Source organism: Mycolicibacterium brumae, from assembly GCF_025215495.1.
Taxonomy (GTDB): domain Bacteria; phylum Actinomycetota; class Actinomycetes; order Mycobacteriales; family Mycobacteriaceae; genus Mycobacterium; species Mycobacterium brumae.
Map to the genome: position 1 here is coordinate 3,917,774 of NZ_CP104302.1, position 22,111 is coordinate 3,939,884.

The window sequence follows — 22,111 nt, forward strand, 5'->3', positions numbered from 1 at the left end:
GTCAAGCCGCTTCCCGAACATCGATCTGACCGGTCACCGCAGCCGTGATCAGCGCCGAGCGACGCTCCCGAGCGAGCTCAATGAACCGCTCCGCCTCGGCGATCAGGGCGTCGACCTTGGTGGTCTGCTCGTCGAGGTAGGCGACTATGCGCCGCTGCTCATCAAGGGGCGGAACGGGGATGCGAATAGCCGCGGCCGTGGACTGGTAGATCGTCTTGTGTGTGGAACCGATCATCATGGCCTGGAACTCTCGGAACATGGCACGAAAGACCCACATCAGGTAGGTACCGTCGAGTCGGTCGCCAGGGATCCAGTTCCAGAAGTCCTGGCTTGTCGCCATCGGGACGGGCATAACACCACTGAACCCGACAGAAGCGGTCCGGGAGAGTACAACGGTGCCCGCAGGCAGCAGTTCAGCGGACGAATTTGCAAGACCTGCCTCGCTGATCAGGTTGGCCGCCGCTCCGAGGTATGTCCGCTTTCCGTCCCTCAGTTGCCATACATCCGCCAGCGTGAACCACGGGATGGTGCAATCAACCCAATACTCAGCGTTGCTTCTACTCGGCGTGTGCCCGGTTTTCATAGTTGCAAACCTGCGGATGTTCGCGACCACCCAATGCTCCGGAATCTCAGTAGACCAAGACAACCCACTTGACCTCATGGAGACGGGTTCATCGACTCCGTGCCCGGTCGCTGCTTCAATGGTGGCCTGTCGACGTTCCCGCAGCAGTTCGATGAGCCTCTGTTGCTCCGCGATGAGTGGGTCGATCCGGGCGGTCTCACGGTCCAGGAAGTCAGCTATCACCCCTTGCTCCTCGATATCCGGGGCCGGAAGTCTTATCGCCCGCACCTGCGCAGACGAAAGGTGCTTCACCGTCGTGGAGTAGGTCAGATCGTTGATGACCTTCAGATGCGGGGGCAGTGCGTACGCGAGGAAACGCAGGTCTGACCGTCCGTTCGAACGGAGAAGGCACAGCCTCTGATTCAGCGCCGCCACGCCTCGCCTCCAGTAGACGAGGTTGAAATCACCGTCCATACCGATAACGACATCACCGTTCTCGATCAGGGCCGAGTCAGGAACTATCGCGCTGGGTACAAAAGTTAAGAAAGGCTCGTTCAGGATGTCGCGGATGCGGACGAGTGGAACTGGCCCTCGATCCCGAAAATTTGCAGACTCGAACGGGAATCCATTCACTAGCTCCGCCATCTCGCTGACGCGCCGCTCGTGCCACATCATCCCTCCACCTCCCGCAGCAGCTCCATAATCTTGGCGACCTGCTTCTCCAGGTCAGCGTCGATCTCGGCCAGCGGCCGCGGTGGGATGTACTTGTAGAAGTGCCGGGTGAACGGGATCTCGTACCCGACTTTCGTTTTCGCGGTGTCGACCCAGGCGTCGGGGACGTGTGGGAGGACTTCGGCGTCAAAGTACGCCTTGATGGTCGCATCCCTGCCGGCATCCCCGTCGGTGTTGCCGCCGTAGGTGAACGGCACATTCTCGGTGTCGCGTTTCTTCGGGTCCGGTTTCGGGTTGCCTTTCCGGTCCGTCGACACCTTCCCGGTTTCGGTCAGCAGGGGCCGCTCGACGGTGATGGTCCAGTAGCCGAAGTCGTTGGCGGTGAACACCTTCGAGAAATCGGGATCAGCGTCGTCGAACGCGTCGTACAGCGCGATGATCTTGTCGCGGGCCGCTTCGTCGAGTTCGCGGCTCTTCGCGCCGAGACTCTTGCGCATCTTGGTCCAGAACGAGGTCGCGTCGATCAACTGGACCTTGCCGCGGCGTTCCGGGCGCTTGGTGTTGTCGAGCAGCCAGATGTAGGTGGCGATGCCGGTGTTGAAGAACATGTTCGTCGGCAGCGCGATGATCGCCTCGACCAGGTCGGATTCCAGCAGCCAATGCCGGATTTGTGACGGCCCGGATTCGGCAGCCCCGTTGAACAGGGGGGAGCCGTTTAGGACGATGCCGGCCCGCCCACCCCCATCGTGCGCGGGCCGCATCTTCGACGCCAAGTGACACAGGAAGAGCATCTGGCCATCGCCGATCGCCGGCAGACCGTGGGAGAACCGCGAGTTCTGCCGCAGCGCTTCTTTTTTCACCGACTCCTGGGCAGCTTTCCAGTCCACGCCGTAGGGCGGTTCCGTACAGGGTTTCGGCGTGTTGCGATCACGCCACCCTCACCCGCATCATCGTCCACGCCTGACAGACCTAGCCGCAACCCACACACCTGAGACTGATCTGCTGCTGACCGCGCTGACTCGACTACACCGACATCAGGTGGCACAGCCGATAAGCTCTATCGGCTGGTTTGGCAGCTCCGACGGACGCTCACCCCACCACGTCGGGCGGTATGGGCGCGTACCTCGCAAGAACCCGCGTGACTTCCAATTCGCCGTCGTAGCGAGCACTAACCGCCTCGCCGAGTGGTTCTATCTTTGAATGGTCTTGCGTGATCTCTGTGTAATACCCGCGCAAGAACATAGCTTGCTTGCCCACGGTGATCGCTTCGTCGCCGAGCGAGATCTCGATTGCCTTGATCACAATGAACTCGTAGAGGCGGTCAGGTTCGCGCGCAATCTCAGATTCGGCTGCCTGGTGGTACACGGTGAACGCTCCGGACGTCGATCCGGTGACGGTTTGACCCGATACCAGGTCGGCGGCCCCGATGATGCTCGACGCCTCCTGGCCCGACATCTCGGCGGGCATCGTGAGCAGCTCTGGAACATGGTCTTGGATCCGGGCGAGCGCATCGCACACCAACGCCCATCTTGCCGAGTCTCCGTCACGATCGGTATCGATGGAGGCAACAACCCCGTAGTTTCGTGGGCCGAAGGTCGGGGCGAACGCAAGGCGGTTCGGCGTTCGCCATGCGGATAGGACTTTGAGGCTGTCGACGAGTTCGGCGGGCCTGCGGCCGGCGAGGTCGTACTCAACGGTGAGGGCCATCCGTCCGTCTAGATGGCCGGCCGCCGTCAACATCTCCAGTGTGAAGAGATTCGCCTGGTCGGCGAACACGCTGCGCAGACCGGTCTGGCCCACCGATAGAGCAATTCTCCTGATGGTGGTGCTGGCGATGACCGTGTCAGAGTCTGGCTCAACGACGGCGACGAGCAGCTCCGCAGGATTAGTCTGATCTTCGTCGGGCACCTCCAGTATTTGAAGGCTTGCATGCTCGAGCTGCCCGCCGAGTCCTCCCGGAAGTTCGAGTGAGCCACTGACGGTACCTCGCGGCATCGTCACGGGCGCTCCGTAGTCGATGTACTTCTGAAATTGCTGGCGGAGTTCGTCGTCGCCGTCGGGAACGGTTACCTGGAATTCGCCGCCGATGGGCCGCTGCTCCAGAGACGCCGTCGATAGCGCGAATATCTTGATTGTGATCCATACCGAATCACGTTGCATCGCATGCACTCCAACGAGTCCGGGTTCATCAGGCGGTTCCAAGGGCGGAGGATTGTCTGAAACTGCGAACTCGTACCGGTAGAACGGGTCGTAGTCGTTGAGCGCCTTGTAGATCGATGTGAGATCGGATATCACGTCGGTGGCAACTAACGATTCATCTGATCGGCGGTCACTGCGGTGCGCGATGATCGCGGTGAGGTTGTTCATGGCAGCTTCCAGCCGCTCTTTGCCATCACGGACGTAGTAGTCGACGATCTTGGGGTACTGAGCAGCTTTTGTGTCGCAGTACAAGAGACCATGTGTCTCACAAGGGAATTCAGCATCACTTGTCAGATCCTTCAGCCACTGGGCAAGGTTGTGGTCAGTGAGGTCGAGTGGCATGATCAGGTGCCACTCAGAGATTTCCCAGCCCTCCTTCTTACTGGCTGCAACGACGGTGTTGAACGACCTGGTGATCTTCCGCTTTTGACTGCTTGACAGGTTCGCATTGAACTTCTTGACTTGGTAGACCGCGCGTTGCTGTGCGAACCCGTTGGGACCAGGGACGAAGATATCGACTCCACCATCGCCTTGGCTGGGCCGGACGCGGACTGCGTTCGGAAAATCGCTGCAGATGAACATTCCGACGACAGCCTCGATGTCATCGCCGTCCATTCGTGTCCACTCGACGCGCGCCACGTTCACCACCCTTCTCTTGGGCACTCTGTGCCCGAAATCCACCCCGCAGAAAATGTTTCGGGCGTTATCGCCTACACCGGCGTCTATGGGCGGCCTTTCGCTCTATCGAATCCCGCGAGTTCCTTGGACCGCCATCCACGTCACCAGTCGCACCTCATGCTCCTCAATGTCGGGCAGGGGTTCTCGGGGCGGCGGTGCGGTTATACCTGCCTCGTCGAGCACTTCGGTAACCAGCGCAATTCGCTCTTCGTCGGTCCGGCCCTGGTTGAGTGCTCCACGCACTTGGCGAGAAACCTTCGCGGACGGAACGCTGCGGAGTCGGTTTGCGAGATCGATCTGCGCCTCCCGCCCGAGGTACCCGCCCCTGCGGAATACGAGCGAGTAGGCGTCTCTGAAGGAGAGAGGCAGGTCGGGCTGGAAGGCGTTGGGGTCGGTGAGGTCTTTCCAGGCTCTGTAGGCGTCGTTGCGTGCGACTTCCCATGCGTCAAAGGCTTTGTCGTAGACCTCAGCTGGCAGCCAGCGCTCAGCAACGGCGTCCTGCGGGTCAGCGACGCGAAGCGATAGCAAGGTGTCAGACCAGACGATCGGCGATCCGTCGTCGGTGTATCTGATCGTCCAGTCATCGGCAGTAGGGACGTAGCGGAACCAGGGCTTAGCACTGGGGCCGATCTTGATGCAGAAGACGTAGCCGTTACCTTGCACAACCGGGTTCACGAAGCCACTGCCAGATCCATACGGCAGGTCAAGCACATCGGACTTCACGAGCGGTTCCATGTTGAAGGCGCCGAAGAGACGGCGGCGGTACTCCTCACCGGAGAGTGAAGCGCTTGAGCCGCCAGCGTCGAGCAGTCTCTCGAACTCGTCGATCACCTGGTCGTCGGCCAGATTCACTTCATGGCCGGGTCCACGCCCGGGGAGCACTTCGCCAGCTCCGACTGCGGCATCGGCGAGCGCCAGCTTTGCCTCCAGTCGTGCCTCCAGTTCAAGCAGGGCATCAAGGCGCGCCGCCGGGAAGAAAAGACCGAGGTAGACGTAGTCATGCTTTGATCCGATGCGGTCGACTCGGCCGTGGCGCTGGACAATCCGCATCGGATTCCACGGCAGGTCGTAGTTGATCATTTGGCCCGCCTGCTGCAGGTTCACGCCTTCAGCGAGGACGTCGGTACTGAAGAGTATGTCGAACTCGTCCTTGGCCATCGCCTCGCCCGCAGCGTTGCGCGGGCCAGCGGTTTGTGGCGCGAACCCGGCAATTGTCGATGCGCGGCCACCCTGGTCAACACCGCCGCTAGCGCCTCGTTCGTGTGCCGTCGCGTAGGAGCCCATGATCGGCGGCGCGACACGATCGCGGTAGTCGGCCAATGGCGAGTCAGCAGGCGCGTTGTTGATTGCTTCGACGACCGCTTCGTGGATGGGAATGATGGTGTCGGTGAAGGCGGAAAACACGATGACCTTCCGCCGGTCTGCGTGCGACAGACCGCGTGGGTCAACACGCCGCGCTGCGGCTGCGATATCAGTGAGCTCCTGAATGAGCTTGTCTACCTTGGGTTCAATGCCGTCAACCACTGTCGCCGCAAGGTCGCGCAACTCGCACAAGAGAGCGATATCAGACTCGACGTCAGCATGAAGCTCGGTGAGGTGGTAGCCGTCGACCGACTCGATCTGGTCGTCTTGGTCGAATTCGGCGACGAACTCGTCGAGGTCGTCGGAGTCAGACGAGACCCATTCACTCAGGGCCTCGCCCTTCAGGACATAGCCCTTGCCCAGGGCGGCGAGGAATGCCTGATGGGAGGCGATCATCTTCTCCAGCGAAGCGTGCAATGCCTGCGGACTGGACTCCAACCGCTTGAGTAGACCCGACCGCAACAAGCCAGCGTTGGTGATCTGGTACTCCTGCAGGTCATGATCGATGGTGTACATGCTCGACAGGTAGCGTGCGAGCATGAGCCGCTGAGGATCTCGACTGCGGTCCTGCCACGCGTGAGGCGCGTGGGGATCAGTCGGATCGTCGAGCGCGTACACCATCGCATCGATAAGCGCGAGTCCGTCGGCGTCGAGGGCGTAGTCGATGCGCCGCACCTTTGGCTGCGGAAACTTGATCGTGGTCGGCTTGCCGTCGGGTCCAGTGATCAGGTCATTCGCATAGTGTTCTTTCACGAACTTTCGCGTCCGGCGGACGGCGACTTGATCCATTAGATCGAACAAGTGCTCGGGTGTGAGGTTCGTCGGGTCGATCGCCTGAGCGTGTTGGATGTAGTCGCGGATGCTGGGAATTCCCAGCGAGGCGAAGCGGGCGTCATCGCGGATGAAGTATTTGACGAGCGTTTCGAGGTCGATCAGCGAGTTGTTGACGGGAGTTGCCGTCAGGAGAACGACCTTCTTGGGACTGCCAGCCGTGATGACACGGTCGACGGCACCGGAACGCTGCGCCCCAGAGTTGCGCAAGTTGTGCGCCTCGTCGATCACCACGAGGGAGTAGTCCTCGATCTCCTGAAGGAAGGCGTCGATCGGACCCTTGTCTGGGTCCAGGCGGTTCCGGACTTCTTCGTAGGAATAGACCTTAACCCACCTACTGAAGTCGTGGGTTTCCAGGAACGGTTCCCACATCGATGTTTTCAGCGCCGCAGGAGCAACGACGAGCACCCGCTGCCGGTTGATATTCGCAGTCCGGTAGATCACCTCGCCGGCAAGAAATGTCTTGCCGAGACCCACCTCGTCGGCCACCAAAACGCCACCGTGCTCATCAAGGAGGCGTTCCATCCGCGCAACGCCGTCAGCCTGAAAGCGTGTGAGATTCAGGCCCGTTCGGATGCTCGGATTCTCTTCGGCGTCAAGGTGTTCGCCGTAGAGCTCCCAGAGCATCCGCAAGAAGATCGACCACGGTGTGTGTGGTTCCCACAGCCGGCCGTAGAGCTCGGCCAGGTCGTAGGGTTCGCTGATTTCCCAGAAGTGGTCGAACCACTCGCGGACTTTTCCGGCCGAGGTTGTGCCTCCACCGGTACCGAGGTTGAGCTCTGCGTTGTGAGCCAATCCGGCATACGTCATGTTGGATGACCCGGCGATCGCGGCCTGTGCTGCGCCGTCCTCAACGAGATAGGTCTTGCCGTGCAGGAATCCGCCGGAATACCGGCGCACTTCGACCTTCGCCTTCCCCTCAAGGTCGACGGTGCGAAGCCACTCGACCATCCGCTTGGCCTCTGCGGTAGGTACCCGTGCAAAACCCATCGTGTCCCGCTCAGCCTCAAGCCAGGACTGGTGGTGCCGGATCGCGGCATCACGCCGTGCGTCTTGATCGGAGTCGCCCGACACGATCGCCCGAACGGAATCTGCTTCAGGCTCTGCACCCAACAGTAGGCGGACCCGCGGGGCCAATTCCAGCTCATCGGCGAGCAACGAGAATCCCCCAGGATTGACGTATGCCGTGGCGATTGCAATGGGCGGCGCAGTCACCTTGTTCTCCCGCAAGAGGCGGAACAACTCGTTGACCTTGTCGGCGACAGTCGCCGCAGCCTCGCTTGGCGAGTGATTTGTCGCGAAATCAGGTAGTTGAGTCACAACGACGCTGCCTCATATCCTGTTGCCAGCATTTCGCACGCGAGATCGAAGATGGAAGCGGGAAAGCCGTCGTCGCTGAAGTCGCGCCGCACAATCTCGAAGTCGTCTGGTTGAAGCCCAAACCCATGTGCCACAACGGCTTCCGATCCGGCCCGCAACCGGTCGTAGCTGTCCCCACTGAACGGCGAGTTGTCGGCGATTCCGGCCACATCGATGCCGCTGGCCAAGCAGGTGTATCCCGAATTTCGAAGCAACACAGCAGTCCGCTCGGCAAGCGTGGTGATATCCGCCTCTCCCAAAGCTGGTAGCGGCAGGTTGTTGACCACTTTGCTCGTAACGTGCCGGTCGACGAACCGGCGTGCCCACCAGTCTTCGGTGTTGGTGTTGAGCACACCGAGCAGCGCAAGCAGTACGTTTTCCGAGGTTCCCGCTTTGTGGCCGATAGCGTGTACATATCCGGCGTTGTAAAGAAATCCTTTGTCCGGCAAAGCCGATGCGATCAAAGTCCGGGTGTCGTCGCTGCGACTCGGATATCGAAGGAGAACTACAGGGTGCTCGGGCTCGTACGAGGCTATGCCCTGCTCATCGATCGTTACCCCTTTTGATTTCGCAGCGAGGGCGCGAAAGTCGTCCACAAACTGTTTCGCTGCAACGCTACGGATCGAGAACGGGTCCAAGTGACGCGTCATCATCACTCGCCATGCGCCTGGGGACTCGGTTGATACGACCAGCCCGTGATCGCGGCCGGTCCGAGTGAAATCCCATCGCGCATCATGGGTCCCGATGACCCATGAGTCCTCCGACGAAAGCCGCGGGTAGTCACGCATCTTGTCGAATACCAGTCGGTCACCAGGATCGTTGAACCAAGGGACCACCAAATTCTCGGAGAGGCTTGATAGCTCGTCGTGTGTGAATTTGATCATCGACTCTGGCGCGATTGCACGAAGCTCAGCGGAGGATGTCACTACCATTACTTCGATGGGCTCGTCGGACTGGGGGCCCGCAGCGAGGAGCACCACCGCGTAGCGTGCGTCAACGCCTTCGAAGATCCATCCGCCGGCATTTCGCGCTTGGACAAGACTGACACGGTGGTGCGCAAAGAGTTTCTCTCGCAGGCGTTTCCACCCGGCCAGGACCAGAAACTGCCGGGGTAGCACTAGGCCTATGCGGCCGGTGGAACGCACCGATGTGAGCGCCCGCTCCAGCATCAGTTGTGCGAGTTCTAGATGAGTGCCTCCCCGCAATGTGAAGACCTTTTTGAAGTATTCCTGCAGACGCTGGCGTTCGACTATCTCGGCTGCCTCCCGGGCAGCTTCTACCGGACGCTCCTTGCGTAGCTCTTCGATGCGCGCGTCACGCTGGGTGTCAGGCAGGGCCATCAGGCCTGGACTGACTTTTGCCCAGAAGGGCGTGGCCTCCCATCGGACTTTGTCCCAAGGTGGATTTCCGATGATTGCGTCAAAACCTGGTGAGTTGCGGAGGAAGACCTCGGGGAACAGAAAGGGTAGATGTGCTGGCAGCAAATCTTGCTCGACCTCTGCCACCTCGGGTCGAGCGAGCATCTGGAGCAATGCCCCTTCGTCCATGACTGTGTTCGGTGCCAGTGTCCCCATTCGAGCAGCCACAGCGGCATCGAAGATTCGCCTGGCGGTATCAGCGGCCTCGTGCGCTTCAACAAGTAGGCGGGCGCTCTCTTCTATCTCGGCTTTGTTGGCTTCGCTGGCGTTCGCGACATCGACGAGAAGGGTTTTGGCGGAGGCCAATTGGTCGGTGAGTATCGAATCAAAAAGGCTGAGTTCTCCGGGGCGGCGGCCGGGTTGAAGTGCATCCAATGCTTCGTCGATTGTTGCTATGCCGGTCAAACTATTGCCATGGACGAGGCCGTGGTCGAGGTTGCTCATGGGCAAACCCGGGACAAAGGTGTGGATCCACAGGGCGAGGCGAGCGAGTTCGACCGCCATCGGGTTGATGTCGAGACCGTAGACGCAACGTCGGGCAACTTGGCGGCGCAGCAGGCCTACTTCGTCGACCTCGCTCTTGGCGACGTCGTCGGAACCGAGTGCCTCCTTCGCGACCCCCGCCAGACGCAACAACTCCTCATTGACTCCTGGAACCGTGTGCTCAGTGAGGAAGGTGCGCATCAGAGCTTCGATCTTGTCCACGGCCGCCACAAGGAAATGGCCCGATCCCATCGCGAGATCCGCCACCCGGAAGTCGAAGAACTCTCGTGATGCGGTCGCTCCATCACCCTTCGCAAGGTGCTCCGCAATCGTCTGCAGGTGAGCCGTGAGAGCGGGAACGATCGACTGCTCGATCAGGTGGTCGACGACGACCTTCGGGGTGAAGTAGGAGCCCGTTGCTTTTCTTTCCCCTGACGCGGTGTGGAAGTACACCGAACCGGCTGGCGCGACCACTTCACCGTTTGTGGCCGGCACCCAGGCGCCGTTCTCGTCGAGGGTGAGGTCTTGCTCAGCCAGCGAGAGTGAACTCTCCAGGAGGCCCTCGTAAATCGTCCCGAACTCGCGAACGCTGAGGGATCGGAAATCCACTGCGCCGAGCACATCGTCGTCGGTGACATCGATCAACAAGCTCTTGAGCGCTGGGCCTAACACGCTGTCGGGAAGTTCGATCTTCTTGATCAACGCGCCTTCAGGCGAGCGCTCCGGATCGGTAGAGAAGAGGCCGCCGTTGTACGCGGGTATTTGCCACTGCGGATTGCCTTGATCGATCGCATTCCACACTTGGATCAGATCCAGCCAGATCGTCGACGCGTCCCCGTACTCGGCGGTTTGTGATTCCAGAAGGCGCCGAGCATTGGTCTTAAGGCTGTTGGCGTCGAATCCTTCGTTGCGGCCCGACGGCAACAGCCCACGGTCCTCTGCGTATGCCTGAAATAGCAGGCGAAAGAGAATGCGAAGCGTGATGCGGTAAGCGGTGGCGAGACCATCGGCGTCGAGTTGCACCTCTGCGTTCGCCGCAAGGCGCGTCGCTACCTCAACCGCGACCGGGGGGACAATCTCGTCGTAGATGCGCTCACGAAGACGCTCCCCAAGTTCGCTGGCGTAGCGCGCACTGTCGCGCAGCAGCTCATCGGCGGTACCACCGGCTTTCAACGCGTCCGCGGAAAAGATTAGCGGCAGCAGAGCAGCATTTTCGGAGTCGACCGTGGAAAGGTCGACCTCGAAGTAGGTCTCGGCCTGGCCCTTCGATCCGACGCCGACACCATCGCGTCCCGGATACAGCCGTATTTGGTCCTTTCGCAGGACCATCAGCCATGGGACTTCCTCCCGAGAAGCCACGGCGAGGCCGAATGCGACGGGAGACAGCTGGAACCGCTGAGTTTTTGCGTCGAACTGCTCGGAGTCGTCGAGCAGGACGGCGACAGCGCGAGGTTGGTGCCCGTCGATCGAAAGCAGTAACGTCCCATTCGGGCCTGGTTTGGTCTGGAATCCAAGTGCGTCGATCAGCTGTTTCCGGCGCTTGCCGAGCAGCGGCAGGGCCTGCTTGCCGAGGTCCTCCCAATCGGCTCGATTCGGGACGTTGCTCAGGATGTGGTGAGTCGCGAATAGGCCGCTGTTGGTGAATCCCACGACGCCGGTGGAATCGCTGGATTTGCGGAAACCCGCGAATCGGTCGGTGGCAGCCAGGACGTCGGGCTCTAAAAGGATCGACTGCAGCTGGCGCGATGCCTGTTCGACGGGGAGTTCGATCGGTTGCGCTTGGGGATCGGGGCCGAAGAGGTGGGCTTTGCCGTCATGCACCACCGCCACCACGAGTTGTATCTGGGTCCTGCCTTTGCGTGCCGTGAAGAGGTCGCGCAGCGTCTGACGAGAGGGGACGGTCTCTGCGCTCGCGACTGCCACCTGGAAACCACCAAGTCCATGGGGATCCGGGCCCAGATACACCTTGTCGGTCGTGATCCCGGTGGGCGCCGATGGTTCACTCCAGGTCACGGCCTTGTCGGCAGTCAATCGCACTTGGCGCATCTCCTCCCCGCTGGGCAGAATCTTGATCTGATCCCGTCACGGAACCTTAGCCACGGTCGCCGACGGAATGTGTATGACCCGCCTGATTCCGAATCCTGTCGGAGCAGGCGTCGACGGTCTTGCAGTAGTCAATCGGCCAGCGGGACGCCCGATCGGTCGGAGGCATGGTGCCGTCGTCGTATCGGGACGACCGCACCAGCCCCTGCCTGGTCGGATCTCAATTCATGGTTCTCAAGCGCGAGCACCTGGATGACGCGTTCGAGTTGGTGGATCGTCGCGGTGAGGGCCGTGACGTCCGCGGTCAGTGCCTTCACCTTCTTCGCGGCTTTGGCCTTTTCCTTCTGCAGCCCCCGAATCGCAGGCGGTTCCGTGTCGGTGTTCGCAATGCGGGCGCGGAACTCGGCTTGGAGGTCGGTGTGCCGGTGAGTTAGCAGCCACCGCTTGATCTGCGCTTCCTGGGCGAGTGACTTCACGGTGAGCTTGCCGTCGGAGTGCAGTGGTTTGCCGGCGATGAGTCGATCCATCGCGTCGCGGATCGCGCGGCGCACATTCTCGTCAGGCTGGCCGCTCATCACGACCTCGCATTGTTCTGATGCTCGTCCACGATGCCTTGGAGGGCGGTGATGCGTCGTTCGAGCCGGCAGCGTAGCGGTATCGGCGTTGTGGGCGAGGCGATCTCGACCTGGTGCCGCGCGATGGCGTCCCGGATTTGGAGGATGTTCTGGTCGGTTCGGGCGATGTTGCCGCATCCGGGTTGGCAGTGGGAGACATCAGGGGATCGCAGCTCGCTCGCCGTGACCTGTCGATCTGGATGGCACAGAGCTTTTGCTTGGTCGTAGCAGCAGGTGACGAACTGTTGCGGGTTGTCGTATATGCGCAGCTGCGGGTTGGCGCGCAGGGCGGCTGCCTGCTTGTTGCTCATGTAGCGGCCGCGGAAGTGCCGATCGAACAGATGGATGGCCTGGGTGTATCGGTCGGCGGCCGGGCCGCTGACCTGTTCACCGTCGTCGAGGCGTTGATGGGCGTCTTCGAGGTAGTCGGCCCGGGCGAGGGCTTCCTCCATTGGGAAGACGTCTCGCAGGCCGCCGGCGACCCGTGAGCCATAGCCGTCGGTGGTGTAGCCGCGCAGGTGTCCGTACTGCACGCCGAGGGCCACACGTCCGCCTGGTTTGCGGTAGATGAACCAGGCCAGTGTTCGCCTGAACCGCTTGACCGTCACGGCGTCGTCGGGATCAGCGGGGATCACCTCGTGAGGACGTTCGAGCCTCTCGGCGGCGTGATTGCTCCAGTCGATCAAGTCCTGGATCCGGTCGCGGACCATGCGGGCGTGCACGGCCTTTCCGGCGTTGACACCGCAGGGCCATAGCGAGAACGCGTCGATCGGAAACAGAAGTTGGGAGGAGGGGTTCAGTGCTTCCATCACGGCGACGGCTTTGGCCACGGGTGCAATCGCCAGCCAGGGTTGTTCCCGTTCGACACCGGCGGGTATGGCGTTGCCCGACTGATCAAGTGCGCCTTTGAAGGTTCTGCCGTGAATACGGTAGTGGAGTTGCCCGGTCGCGGAGTCGGTGTGGGTTTGGCAGCAGCCACGCTCCAGTGCGCGGCACTCCTCGCCGCGCATCCCGGTCAGGTAGGCGACGACGACGAACGCGGCGGTGGCCAGGTGGCGGCAGAACTCCTCGACCTCGTAGAAGCCGATCGCCGGCGTCCAGCCTTTCCCTTCGACGGAGCCTGTGATCGGCATCGGCAGGTGCGCTTCGTCGCTGGCACTCAGGCCGGCTATCGGCCAGTGCGGATTCATCATCACGGCTTCTTCGGGAGACAGGCCCAGCTGCCAGCCGATGAATCCTTTTGCCAGAGAGCGTATGTGCGGCCGGTTGCTGCTGACCCATCCGGGCACCGTCTGTGAATCCTGGCGCCGCTGCTGGACGTACGCGCGAAACCGCTGATGGGGCGTGAGGGACTGGAGGCTGGGCGGGACATCGCGCGGTCTCGCTTTGAGTGCCTTTGCGGCAAGGATGTCGTCGCTGAAGTCGGTGACGAAGCGCAGGGCCCAGACCAGAAGGCCGGCCATCGTCTGCGGATGGATGGGGGTGGTCTTGTTTTCGCTCGACCAGTTCGCAGGCCCGAGCACCGAGGTGCGCCCGAGATAGCTGTTCTCCCATGGTGGGCGGGCGAGGCGGTCGACTTCGGGAAGGTACGGGGCGTAGAGCCAGGCACGGGTGACGGCGAACAGAATGTTGCCCACGTTCTCGCGTGAGCCGCGGTGTCGTTTGAGGTGCTCGGCATATTCGTCGTAGATGGAGCCGCTGACCGCGTTGAACTCGTGGATGTCCTTCTCTGCCAGCCATGTCATCCACTGCCGTAGGAAGCGCGCGAACGTGCACACGGTTGCCGGTGCGAGTTGGCTGCGCGCCGCCGAGGAGCGTTCCAGATCCTCGACCGGGGTCGGCTTGTTGATGCTTGCCCAGATCAGTCGCTTGGCGGCGGCGACATAGCTCGGCGGGAAGGTGTCGAAGACGATGCTCAACGTGCCCGACACCGTGTGCTTCTGCACCAACGGTGTGAGATCCCAGCGGTTGTCGCCCACGGTGGAGAGAAGTCCGCGCCGCGCTTCAGGCACGCGCTCGATGTCGGCGATGACCGGGTCGGCGTCGTCAAGTTCGAGCCGACCAGTCTGTTGTGGCCACGAGTTGGCTGCGGCGATGCTCACGCGTCGAGATTCCTTCCGATGAGCGCAGTGACGACGTCGCGGTCAGCGTCGGTGACCTGGCGGCGGGCATCGCCGATCTCGGCCTTGGTCGCGTTCTGTTCGAGAATCGCCCGCAATCGGGAGTAGTGATCCCGGTAGTCAGACTCCCACCGGGCGGGGGCAACGAGGGTGGCGACATTGTCGAGGGCATCCAGCAGCGTGACCAGGCGCGGCAGATGCCCGGGGGTGACGACCGCGTTCGTGCAGGTGAAGCAGGCGAAGAATGAGGCCGGGCATGGCTCGCCGGCGGTGGCGGCAAACGGGCTGTTCAAGAAGTCGGTGCACGCGGTGGTGGCGGTGTCGAGATTTCCGGCAAGCAGCAGCTTCAGCGTCGGCATCGAGATGCCGAGTTGTGTCGCGGCGGTTTCCGGGTCGGCGCGGGCGGCGGTCACTTCGGCGGCACTCAGCGAGCGGACCGAGACCGTGGCTTTGGCGTGGGCGACGGCATCAGCCTGTCCCTCGATGACGGTGTTGACAGCCCCTTCTGCGGTGGCCGGGTCCGGGCTGCGGTAAATGTCCTCGCTGACGGATTCACTGTTCTGCCGAGCATGTTGGTTCAACACCTGCTCGGAGAGCCGCAGCCGTCGCAGACTCACCCGCAATGATGTCCCGTCGTCGGCCAGCAGCCCGGCGTCGGCCATGTAGTGATCACCGATGCCCGCGGTCAACCATTCCTGCCGGAACGGGCCGACTCCGGTGCGGTTCTTGTGCCGGTGGGCAATGAGTAACTTCTCCGACGGGCTTCCGAGCTCGACGAGCGTCGCGCGGCACGGTTCGGTCAAGCGGACCGCGTTCTCCCACAGTTTTCCGGCCTCACCCGCAAGGATTTCGGCGCTGTAGCGCTTGGTACCTCGTCTCGGTTTATCGGTGTTGACGGTGTACACCGACTCTTCGGAGGCACCGTCGGATGCCCTGAACGAGGTCACGGTGAGGTTGTCCAGGACCGAGAGGTTGAACCCCCGCTCGCATACGAGAAGGACCATCAAGCAATAGATTTCCCGTATCGACGGGAACAACGCCTGCGCCGGATTCGACACGCCGGCCAGGTCGAAACAGCCCTTCAAGACCACCCGGTTCGCGAGGTACTGCGAGGGAAGCATCCCGTTTCGCGACAGATACTCCAGAAGTGATCCGGTGCTCCATCGCGTCCCGCCGACCTTGAACGTGATTCCGTCCCCGACATCACCAACCTCGCGGTAATGGTGCAGCTTCTCGGTGTTCGTCCGAATTCTGCGGAGCGCTTGACGGACCTCACCCTTGGCGGCACTGCGGATCCGCCCGAACTCGTCGCGACTGTAGGAATCATTCTCCGGCAAGCGTTTTCGAGGCTTCACGGCCTTCGCGCGCATCGCTTTCCGTGTGGTTTCGGGAAGGCGCGGCGATTCCGACAGCACGGTCCGCATGAGATTCACTTGCCCCGGCCAGCGGGCCTGACTCTCCTTCACGGTGCGCCACGCCCACCACACCTCGGGACCGAAGTCGGCGATCGAGTGAACGTCGGGGAACTCCGTGATCAAATAGGCCATCAGTTGTCGCGCGGCACTCACCGCCGCATCTACGGTCGCAAGCGTGCGCCAACGACCACCGGATTGAGACCCGTTCGCCAGCGCGGTGACCAGGTCATCGATCAATTCAGCGGGCCCGTGGACGTCATCGAATACGAATGTCCTCGTCCGTCCAGCCTCGTCAGTGAAGCAGAGCTGCCGAAGCTCAGGGTCCACCGGGGCGGGTCGGGCGTACTTGCCGGCGGGGAGTGCCGCTGTTCTACGGGAGGCCACCGCTCACTGCTCCTCGGTGTCGACGATTCCAGGAGCCACCGCTGCGATGTGCGTGATGAAGTCGGCGATCGATGCGTCCTCCGCGCCGCCGTCATTGAGGAACAGGTCTACCTGCAAGCCAGACACCGGTTCGAGATAGCACTCGCGCGTGGTTTCCACGTTCACGTGGCCCAGTAACGTTTGAACCAAAACCCAAGGGTCACCGAAGATATGGCGATATTCGCGCCGTTCGGCAGAGGTGATGCCCATCTTGCGTTCGTGTGCGTAGATCAACGTGACCAACATCCTCAAGGCGAACGAGTGACGCAGCATATGCGGGTGACAATGGATGTCTACCCCAAGGGTCTGACACCGCTTGTTGGCCGTAGAGAAGATCGCCTCCCAAGTGCGGTACGGCAGCGGCAGACCGGCTTCAGACAGCCACACCATCCAGGGTTCGAGCCCGCGATCAGTGGTGACGTAGAAGTTGAGTCGATCCGTTGAGTCGAGACTGTCCAGCGGTACGGTCCCTTTGGTTCCGTCCCGGCTGGTGAAGTGGACGCGGCGGTGATGGTCCACCGTGTCGACGATCTTGATGTCGGTCAGCGCATCGTAACGACCTTCGGCCCGGGCCCGGTTAACGGCCGCCGCTCGGGTTGAAATGACGTAGTTGTCAATGTGTTTCAGTGCTGCGGCGCTGATCCAGAAGTCACGGCCGCGGCCTTTCGCGACGGCTTGCCCGACTCGGGCATTGGCGTATCGCACTTGGCTGTCAGCGTTGGGAATCTCGCCCAGCACCAGCGTTCCAGCTTCTCGCAGTCGCAGTCCGCTCGACCACAGCGCTTCGGCGAATGCCAGGTTGCGGCCGTCGTTGCGTCCTCTCCAGGTCGTATCCCGTCGTCCGTCGCTGTGGTAGCCGCCGAGGCCGACGTCGCGCCAGCGCTTGTAGGCTCGGGGCGTCAGCCACTTCAATTGGACCGAGCGGACAGCGTTCGGTTGCAGCCGCGAAGAAGATTCCCCAGTCGAGTTGGGTTTGTGCAGGGCGACAGGAGAAACAGTCACCTTGCCGCGCCACTGGTGCCAGTCGTAGAACTTCTTGATCGCCGCCAGATCCCGTGAAAACGTGGCTGCACCAACACGATCCGGGTTCTGTTGGTCGCGTCGACGCCAGAACTCGTAGTCGGCGAGATGCTCGAAGGCGGCTGCTCTCCAATCGATGCCTTGGACGGAGAGGAAGGAGAGAAACAGCTGGATGTCCGGGGCATAGGACTCCTGTGAGCCTGCCGCCAGCGATTGGAACGCCGCCGACCGGAAGAACTCCAGGACATCGACGTCCGGCCGGCCATCGGGCATCAGGAGAAACGGTTGACCAGGACGGATTCCGAGCGCGGCCTCACGGTCTGCTAGATCGGGGAAGTCTGCAAGGACATCGGACCTCGCGGTGTACGGCCGGCTAGGCTGCCGCGCCCAACACAACCTCCACCGGGAGCCGTCGCCGTGTTGTTCCACAGCAACAGAACCTGCCACAACACACCGACATTTTACGGAAGGGCGGGTTTGACATGCAGAAGTCGAAGGTGCGGTCCCAGATGTTAAGCCGGGGCTTTCGGTAGCGCCTGTGTAACTATCCGGTAGCAGTGGCGCGGGTATCTGGTAGCGCTGTTCGAGGATCGCTTTCATCCGTGGCCGCAGGGGTCGCGGCGATTGAGAGGGATCCCGCGGATGACGGATTACCGGTATGTGATGGGCCTGCTGGTGCAGGGACTGGCCTATAGGCAGATCGAAGCGATGGCGGGGTGCTCGCACCGGGCGATCGCCCGGGCCCGCCGTGTGCTCGATGAGGAGCAGTTGAGCACCGCCGAGCAGGTCGCGGCGCTGACCGCTGAGGATCTGGATCGGCTGTTCGCCGATGGCCGCAAGAACGTGGCCAGTGAGTTCGTGCCGGTCGATATCGACAAGGTCGTCGCGGCGCGGCTGGGTCGCAAGAAGCCGCCGTTGAAGGTGCTGTGGAGCCAGTACCTGCGATCCGATGCGGCCCCGGGCGCCCGGTTCTACGGGTATGAGCGCTACTGCCAGATCGTCACCGAGCACGTCCGGGTCAACGATCTGAGTGTGCCGATCGCCCACGTGCCGGGGCATACGATGCAGGTCGATTGGGCGGGCACGCCGATGAAGGTGACCGATCCGATCACCCGGGCGGTGACACCGGTGTCGGTGTTCGTGGCGACGTTGCCGTTCTCGGGGATGGTGTTCGCCTACGGCTACTTCGATGAGAAACAGCCCGCGTGGTGCGATGGGCATCGGCGGGCGTTCGAGTATTTCGGCGGGGTCGCCCAGGTGATCGTCCCGGACAACGCTTCGACGGCGTCAAACCAGATCAGCCGCATCGACCGGGCCCGCGACGTCAACGCCTCGTATCAGGATTTCCTGGCCCACTATGGGGCCGCGGCGGTGCCGACACGCTCAAATCGCCCGCGGGACAAAGGGAACGCCGAAGCGGGGGTGAAGGTCATCACCAACTGGGTGATCCACTTCCTGGCCGATCGGGTGTTCGCCTGCCTTGATGACCTCAACGCGGCGGTCGCCGCCCAAGTCGAGCAGATCAACGACCGGACCCCGTTTCGCGGGGAGGCGCGGGCGCGGCGTGGCTGGTTCGACGACCATGAGCGCGGCGAGCTCATCGGGTTGCCCGAGCAGCGGTGGGAACCGGTGTGCTGGCGCAAGGCGAAGGTGCACCGGGATTGGCATATCCAGCTCGACACCATCAAGTACTCGGTGCCCTACCGGTTCGCCGGGCGCGGGGTGGACGTGCGGATTATCGGCACGACGATCGAGGTGCTCGCCGATGGGCAGATCATCGCCGCCCACCAGCAGGGCCGGCACCGCAACGGCTATGTCACCGACCCTGAGCACGCGCCCCCGCACTATGAGTCGGTGACCGGATTGTGGACCCGCGGTTACTTCCTGCGCCAGGCCGGCAAGGTCGGCCCGGCCACGGTGGCCGCGCTCACCCGGCTGCTCGATGGCAAGGCGATCGAGGCCCAGGGCTACCGGTCCTGCATGAACATCCTGGACCTGGGCAAACGCGCCAGCGCCAACCGGATGCTGCTGGAGGCTGCCTGCCGCGAGCTCATCGCCGAGGACGCGCACCGGCCGATCACCTACACCGCGGTCAAACACCGCATCAGCGCGCTGCGCGCCGACGGCAACCAACGACCCACCACCATCGGCGGGGACGGCGATGCCGCCAACCCGATCACGCCAGCATCCAGACCCGCAGCGGCCGGGGTGGCCGGCCGTGACACCAGCCGCGCGCACCTGGCCGGCGCCGAAGCGTTCAGCCTCGACGCGCTCACCACCGGTGACCGGCGCACCGATGACGGTGGCGATGACGCCGGGGCGGGAGTCCAGCGATGAATGACCAGCACCTCAGCGTCGATGACATGCCCGTGTTCACCAAACTGCGGATGACCGCCTTCGGCGAAGCCGTCATCGACATCGCCAACGACCCCACCTACGACCAGTGGAGCTTCTCCCGAAAGATCCGCCACGCCCTGGAGCAGGAGACCGCCGCTCGCGCCGAGCGGCGTGTGCTCAAGCTCCTCAAAGCCTCCCGGACACCGAATCCAGCGGCCTGCGTCGAAGACATCCACTACCTCGATGGCCGAAACATCAACCGGGACTTGATCGAGCGCCTCGCCGCATGCCGGTGGATCGACCGCACACACAACTTGGTCATCCTCGGCAAATCCAGCGTCGGCAAGTCGTATCTGGCCCAAGCCCTGGTCAACGCCGCCTGCCGCCGGGACTACACCGCCAGATACTTCCGGCTCGACGACCTGGCCAACCAGCTCGCGGTCTACCAACGCCACGACGCCGGGCGGCTGACGTTCCTCACCGGCGTGCACACCTGCGAACTGCTCGTCCTCGACGACTTCCTGACCACCCCGATCACCGGCGAAACCGCCGCCGAACTGCTCAACATCCTCGCCGCCCGAGAAGGCCGCGGATCCACCGTCGTCACCAGCCAATTCGACCCCGAAGACTGGTACCGATCCCTACACGACGCTGTCATCGCCGAGTCCATCCTCAACCGCATCGTCTCCACCGCCGAACTGGTCCAGCTCGACGGACCCAACATGCGCCGGCACGGCCACGAGACTGCGACCGAGTAGAAAGCGCGGGCGCGAGGACCGCTACCCGATCCCCGCGCCCGCGCTACCACTTCGTCACACAACCGCTACCGAACGCCCCTGCTAAACACCCAGAACAGATCGTCGTGCAGGGTGTCACCGAGGCGGATGTTGTCGGCGTCCTGGCCCTTGACGATCATGTCGGACTTGCAAATCGCATAGGACTGATCGTTGATCTCCTGGCCGTACAGCCGCAACCGCGCCTCCGGGTTGCGCTCCAGCAGCCGCTCCTCCGCGACCGACAACATGCCACCGGTGCCGGCCGTGGGGTCGTAGATTGTGCGGACCGTTCCGGGTTCGCGCAGCGCATCGCCGTCTTCGGCGAACAGCAGGTCCACCATGAGCCGGATGGCGTCGCGGGGGGTGTAGTGCTCACCGGCCTCCTCGTTGGAGGCTTCGGCGAACTTGTAGATCAGGTGCTCGAACAGGTCGCCCATCTCGGCGTTGGACACCACATCCGGGTGCAGGTCCACTTCCGCGAACTGCGAACACACCAGGTACAGCCGGTTCTTCTCATCCAGGGTGGCGAGTTCGTTCTCGAACTTGAACCGCTCGAACACGTCGATGTTGGCCGAGAACCCGGTGATGTAGTCCACTAGGTTAGCCCGCAGGCCCTCCGGATCCTCTAGCAGACGTCTGAAATCAAATGCGCTGGTGTTGTAGAAGCTGAGCCCAGTTCGGCGCTTGACCTGAACAGTGAGCGCCCCCCCCCGGCGTATTCTTCAGATAGCGCCCGGACCTCGCTTCGACCAGGTTCCAAGACACAGTCCAGCCGTCGCAGGATCGTAAACGGCAGAATGAGCTTCCCCCGAAATCGTGGAGGGTTCCTTATGCCGCTTCCGGCTTGGTGTTGGCTTCCCTGATTTCGTAGTCGACGGGCGATAACCCGTCTGCGGCACTGTGCCGGCGTTGGTGATTGTAGAAAGTGTGACACCAATCCATGACCACTGGACGCGCATCCACAATATCATGAAAACGGTTGCGGGACAGCACTTCCCACTCCAGCGATGAGAAGAACGATTCCGCGACCGCGTTGTCGAAACATGATCCCACCCGACCCATCGACTGCCGGATCCCCAGCTTCCGGCACGTCTTGGCGTACAACTTGGAGGTATAGACGCTGCCCCGGTCGCTGTGGAAAATCACCCGCTGACCAGGATCTTCACGCCAGATCACCGCCCGGCCGCCGCGGACCGCCACGGCCATCTTGATCGCCGCGCACGCCAACTCGGCGTCCGGACGCAGGCCCATCGCCGACCCCAGCAGCCGCCGGCCAAACAAATCGATCACGGTGGCCAAGTAGCACTTCTGACCCGACTCCGTCGGAATCTCGGTGATATCGCCCACCCATTTCTGATTCGGCCGATCGGCGCTGAACTTCCGTTTCACCAGGTCAGGGAACTTCGGCGCCGACGGATCCTGAACCGTCAGGCACCGCCGCCGGCGGATCCGCCGCGCCACCAACCCCTGACGGCGCATCGAATCGGCCACCGTCTTCTCCGAGACCGCCCACCCCTCATCACGCAGGTCTGCGACCAACCGCGGTGACCCGTGCAATTCCCGGGCTTTGCCGAACGCCTCCTTGACCGCGGCGTCACGCTCAGCACGGCGACGCTCCCGCTCAGTGTGCACACCGTCGGGGTCATCCGCGCGGGCGATCCACTTATAGAACCACGCCAGACTCACCCCCAGCAGAGCGCACGTGATCGTATGCGGCACACGGTATTTGGTCCTCTGGTCAGCGACAAAGCGTGCCACGCTCACTTCGTCGCCTCCTTCACCCACAGGACCACGGATCG

Annotated in this window: 11 protein-coding genes and 2 pseudogenes; 2 read left to right on the plus strand and 11 right to left on the minus strand. The window is 62.4% G+C overall.

From position 1 onward, the window contains the following. Position 1: 1 nt before the first annotated feature. The 9 genes and pseudogenes from L2Z93_RS18985 to L2Z93_RS19025 form a co-directional block, all read right to left on the minus strand. Positions 2–1,237 (minus strand): restriction endonuclease subunit S, encoded by a 1,236-nt coding sequence (locus L2Z93_RS18985; protein ID WP_090591086.1) that lies wholly within the window; start codon positions 1,235–1,237, stop codon positions 2–4. Continuing rightward, positions 1,234–2,139, minus strand: a pseudogene (locus tag L2Z93_RS18990) (HsdM family class I SAM-dependent methyltransferase); the annotation flags it as partial. The pseudogene L2Z93_RS18990 and the gene L2Z93_RS18985, both read right to left, overlap by 4 nt. A gap of 184 nt (positions 2,140–2,323) precedes the next feature. Then, complete coding sequence (locus L2Z93_RS18995) at positions 2,324–4,072, minus strand: hypothetical protein (RefSeq protein WP_128111847.1); 1,749 nt, start codon at positions 4,070–4,072, stop codon at positions 2,324–2,326. A gap of 102 nt (positions 4,073–4,174) precedes the next feature. Continuing rightward, entirely contained in the window at positions 4,175–7,624 is a 3,450-nt protein-coding gene (locus L2Z93_RS19000) for a helicase-related protein (RefSeq protein WP_090591094.1), read from the minus strand. Further along, positions 7,621–11,601 (minus strand): Eco57I restriction-modification methylase domain-containing protein, encoded by a 3,981-nt coding sequence (locus tag L2Z93_RS19005; RefSeq protein WP_090591113.1) that lies wholly within the window; start codon positions 11,599–11,601, stop codon positions 7,621–7,623. Before L2Z93_RS19005 ends, L2Z93_RS19000 begins: the two co-directional genes overlap by 4 nt. 137 nt (positions 11,602–11,738) lie before the next feature. After that, entirely contained in the window at positions 11,739–12,182 is a 444-nt protein-coding gene (locus L2Z93_RS19010) for a hypothetical protein (RefSeq protein ID WP_090591098.1), read from the minus strand. Continuing rightward, positions 12,182–14,323, minus strand: a complete 2,142-nt coding sequence (locus L2Z93_RS19015; RefSeq protein WP_090591102.1) for a hypothetical protein — start codon at positions 14,321–14,323, stop codon at positions 12,182–12,184. Before L2Z93_RS19015 ends, L2Z93_RS19010 begins: the two co-directional genes overlap by 1 nt. Next, on the minus strand, positions 14,320–15,993 hold the full coding sequence (locus tag L2Z93_RS19020) for a hypothetical protein (protein ID WP_234786201.1): 1,674 nt from the start codon (positions 15,991–15,993) through the stop codon (positions 14,320–14,322). Before L2Z93_RS19020 ends, L2Z93_RS19015 begins: the two co-directional genes overlap by 4 nt. 150 nt (positions 15,994–16,143) lie before the next feature. Then, positions 16,144–17,472, minus strand: a complete 1,329-nt coding sequence (locus tag L2Z93_RS19025) for a site-specific integrase (protein ID WP_234786202.1) — start codon at positions 17,470–17,472, stop codon at positions 16,144–16,146. A 369-nt stretch (positions 17,473–17,841) separates the two neighbouring features. Here L2Z93_RS19025 and istA point away from each other — a divergent pair, with 369 nt between their 5' ends. Both istA and L2Z93_RS19035 read left to right on the plus strand, forming a co-directional pair. After that, entirely contained in the window at positions 17,842–19,536 is a 1,695-nt protein-coding gene (gene istA, locus L2Z93_RS19030; protein WP_260575477.1) for an IS21 family transposase, read from the plus strand. Further along, the gene (locus tag L2Z93_RS19035; RefSeq protein ID WP_090588997.1) at positions 19,533–20,294 is read left to right on the plus strand and encodes an ATP-binding protein; all 762 of its coding nucleotides are present in this window, start codon (positions 19,533–19,535) and stop codon (positions 20,292–20,294) included. Before istA ends, L2Z93_RS19035 begins: the two co-directional genes overlap by 4 nt. 89 nt (positions 20,295–20,383) lie before the next feature. Here the strand turns inward: L2Z93_RS19035 and L2Z93_RS19040 are convergent. Then, positions 20,384–21,144, minus strand: a pseudogene (locus tag L2Z93_RS19040) (class I SAM-dependent DNA methyltransferase); the annotation flags it as partial. After that, positions 21,141–22,076 carry an IS3 family transposase gene (locus L2Z93_RS19045; protein ID WP_090586328.1) on the minus strand — a complete coding sequence of 312 codons (936 nt, stop codon included), beginning with the start codon at positions 22,074–22,076 and terminating at the stop codon, positions 21,141–21,143. The gene L2Z93_RS19045 and the pseudogene L2Z93_RS19040, both read right to left, overlap by 4 nt. Between the last annotated feature and the right edge of the window lie 35 nt (positions 22,077–22,111).

Coding starts and splice junctions, on each gene's coding strand:
- L2Z93_RS18985 (WP_090591086.1), bottom strand. CDS start 1,237: ATGATGTGGCACGAGCGGCGCGTCAGCGAGATGGCGGAGCTAGTGAAT.
- L2Z93_RS19010 (WP_090591098.1), bottom strand. CDS start 12,182: ATGAGCGGCCAGCCTGACGAGAATGTGCGCCGCGCGATCCGCGACGCG.
- L2Z93_RS19025 (WP_234786202.1), bottom strand. CDS start 17,472: ATGCCCGATGGCCGGCCGGACGTCGATGTCCTGGAGTTCTTCCGGTCG.
- istA (WP_260575477.1), top strand. CDS start 17,842: ATGACGGATTACCGGTATGTGATGGGCCTGCTGGTGCAGGGACTGGCC.
- L2Z93_RS19035 (WP_090588997.1), top strand. CDS start 19,533: ATGAATGACCAGCACCTCAGCGTCGATGACATGCCCGTGTTCACCAAA.